Origin of the sequence: Lysinibacillus sp. VIII_CA (assembly GCF_049943995.1) — a bacterium.
GTDB lineage: Bacteria > Bacillota > Bacilli > Bacillales_A > Planococcaceae > Lysinibacillus > Lysinibacillus pinottii.
Map to the genome: position 1 here is coordinate 1 of NZ_JBNFXM010000052.1, position 2,879 is coordinate 2,879.

The 2,879-nt window shown below is 33.6% G+C and carries 3 protein-coding genes; all 3 read left to right on the forward strand.

The window, feature by feature from the left end:
• Window positions 1–668, forward strand: a 668-nt coding sequence (locus tag ACP3VS_RS24040) for a YwqJ-related putative deaminase (protein WP_426390259.1), incomplete at its 5' end; no start/stop codon positions are given.
• Window position 669: 1 nt separating this feature from the next.
• Window positions 670–1,122 (forward strand): toxin-antitoxin system YwqK family antitoxin, encoded by a 453-nt coding sequence (locus ACP3VS_RS24045; RefSeq protein ID WP_325881825.1) that lies wholly within the window; start codon window positions 670–672, stop codon window positions 1,120–1,122.
• The gene (locus ACP3VS_RS24050) at window positions 1,115–1,825 is read left to right on the forward strand and encodes an endonuclease V (RefSeq protein WP_325881672.1); all 711 of its coding nucleotides are present in this window, start codon (window positions 1,115–1,117) and stop codon (window positions 1,823–1,825) included. Before ACP3VS_RS24045 ends, ACP3VS_RS24050 begins: the two co-directional genes overlap by 8 nt.
• Window positions 1,826–2,879: the final 1,054 nt, after the last annotated feature.

Genomic DNA, 2,879 nt, shown 5'->3' on the forward strand with positions numbered 1-2,879 from the left:
ACCCGAAAGACCCACTATCGAAAGAGCATTGGTTAGATAGTTTTGGCGTAGCCACGTCAGTGTTGGGAGTTAAAGGGATATCTAGTACAAAACCGACTGGAGTAACAAGTGGTAAGACTAATAGCAGCAGTTCGAGTAGTAATACTAGTAAGGGTGCGGATAATTTAAGTAGAATAGAGTACTTGCACAATAAATATGGCCGATTTACTCCACAAGAATTAAATCAGAGAATTAATTTACGTGGAGCTGTGGAGAAAGAAGTTGAAAGACTAAATACATTAGGTTTAACTAAAAATGAAATGGGTCCAGCGGTCGCAGGGACATTTGATAAAACAACCGAAAAATACTACTTTGGAATTAACAACACTCACGGTGATATTCCAGTTACATTGCACCCAACTATTGGAGATAGGATATATAATATGCCTAGTAGTGTTAAAGATGGTTATAAATTTACATATGGAGCAGGATCCCATGCAGAGGTATACTCTTTGAATGAGGCATTACTTGCGAATCCAAACGCAAAGCCAACGGATTTTATTACTCATGTCGTAAGGTCGGGTAAAAAATTAAAACCAGCTGGTATGATGATGCCAACCTGTCCACATTGTAATTTTATTACTGAAGGATTTGAATTTAGTTCAGAGGTGAAAAAAGTTGGAAAATAAGATGGATGTACTAAGTAAAGAATTTGTATTAGAACATGGTATAGATTTTGATGAGGGATTATGGTTTACCTCATACAGTGATGAAGTGCTAGATAACCCAGAAGAGGAAGGGGGGAAACCTTTTACAGGTTTAGCTTATGAATTACATGATAATGGTAATATAGCATATTACTGTTATTATAAAAATGGTTTTAAAGAAGGTTATTATATTAATTTTCACTATAATGGAAAAGTGAAATCCACAGATTATATGATAAAAGGGCAAACAAGAGGCATAAGAAAAATTTGGTATGAAAGTGAAGAACTCAAATATGAAGGAGAGTTTAAGTTTGGTGTGTGTTTAAAGTATACTGAATGGGATAAGCAAGGAAATATAATTGAACAAAAAAATACACCGACAAAAGATGAATTAGAACTAATTACTCGACTCACTAAATGTGAAGATAATGAATAATTTTAGTGGAAATAAACTAATACAGGAGCTTACGAAAATTCAAAGTGAATTATTTTCTAGAATTAAATTAGAAAATAATTTTCACATAAAAAATATACAACTTATTGCAGGAGTAGATTTATCTTACTGGGATATAAATGAAAGGAAGTACGGTGCATGCTGTATTGTAATCATTGATTGTAGTACAAAGGGAATTGTCGAAAAAGTGTACAGTTATGGGGAAATACTAATTCCTTATATTCCGGGTTTCCTTGCATTTCGAGAATTGCCTTTAGTAATAGAGGCAGTTAAAAAACTAACGAAGCAACCAGATATATATATGTTTGATGGAAATGGTTATTTACATTATCGTCACATGGGTATTGCTACTCATGCCTCATTCTTTTTAAATAAACCAACTATTGGGGTGGCAAAAAGTTATCTTAAAATCCAGGATGTAGACTTTATTATGCCAGAGAATCAAAGAGGCTCTTACACTGATATTATAATAAATAATGAAGTCTATGGTCGAACTTTGAGAACAACAAAAAATGTTAAACCTATTTTTGTTTCTTGTGGGAACTGGATTGACTTGGATACAAGTACTGAAGTTGTTATGAACTGTATTAATAATGAGAGTCGTTTACCTATTCCTGTTAGATTAGCAGATTTAGAAACACATAAAATAAGAAAGCAATTAAAGGAGAGAGGAATTGAGGAATAGGCTATGGAAAGACCAGAAGTTGTATTCACTATTATGAGATAACTATAACGATAGTGTAATTGTATCGAGATATAATTTAGTGTTGACAATACCCTTGACTGTTTACAGCTATCGATTTTAGTTTTACACAAAAAAATGGCTTCATGTCTTTGAGATAACCTTGATAGGCTTCCTGCCTCTCAGGGTTTTTTTCTTAACTCAAAGAAGTTTGTGCTAAAAAAAGTAAGCTGATATTTGATTCAAAAACTCATGAAGGCTGGACCATCAAGGAGTACTATGTAAACAGTGGTCTGTGAAGAAAAGTGTGAGGAATAGGCGAGATGACATATTACTTACAAGGACCACTTTATGGATGTCGTAAGCAACAAACACATGAGAATAAACAAACTAAAGGGTTAAACGTTACACTTGCCAAGTAGTATAAAGATGTCATACTGTCGATATAAAATTAACTTATAAAACTTGCACATATTAATAAACTTAGAAAATCTATAATTTTAAAGCACTTGATTGCCTATAACAGGCGACAAGTGCATTTTTGTATTTACACTTACAAAGATTATGATTATTTAATTAGTGTACTAAGTGTTAAATTTTATACAAGTACTTGCATACAAGGGGAAGAACAGGCGATGGATATAGAGGTTTGGATAGATAAGTTTGTTGTAGATTATAAGGATGTACCACATTCGACATTTTTACGTGTTTATATGGTTGTAGCAGAAATATAAAGTGAAAATGAAGATTTATAGTGGAACATATAGCTATAAATTACACATGCGAAAAAGTGACGATGTATACATTCATATATATTTTAAGAGAAACGGAAGGACACTTACATACCCTAAGGATTGAAATAAGACCAGAGCATTACTGACATTTTAAAGAGATGTGTCAGTCGCCTCACAGGAAGATGAAGCAGACCTCGATTCCACCTAGACATGATGGGGATGATTCCAAAAGTAGGCTCCCCAAGTGGAGCGAAAAAAGGAAAGAGCGGAGGATCGAAAGGGAAGAGCTCCAAGAAATCCTCCAAAAAGAAAAGCTCCACTAA

Excerpts from the sequence above, each read along its gene's own strand:
- ACP3VS_RS24045 (WP_325881825.1), top strand. The coding sequence starts at position 670 with ATGGATGTACTAAGTAAAGAATTTGTATTAGAACATGGTATAGATTTT.
- ACP3VS_RS24050 (WP_325881672.1), top strand. The coding sequence starts at position 1,115 with ATGAATAATTTTAGTGGAAATAAACTAATACAGGAGCTTACGAAAATT.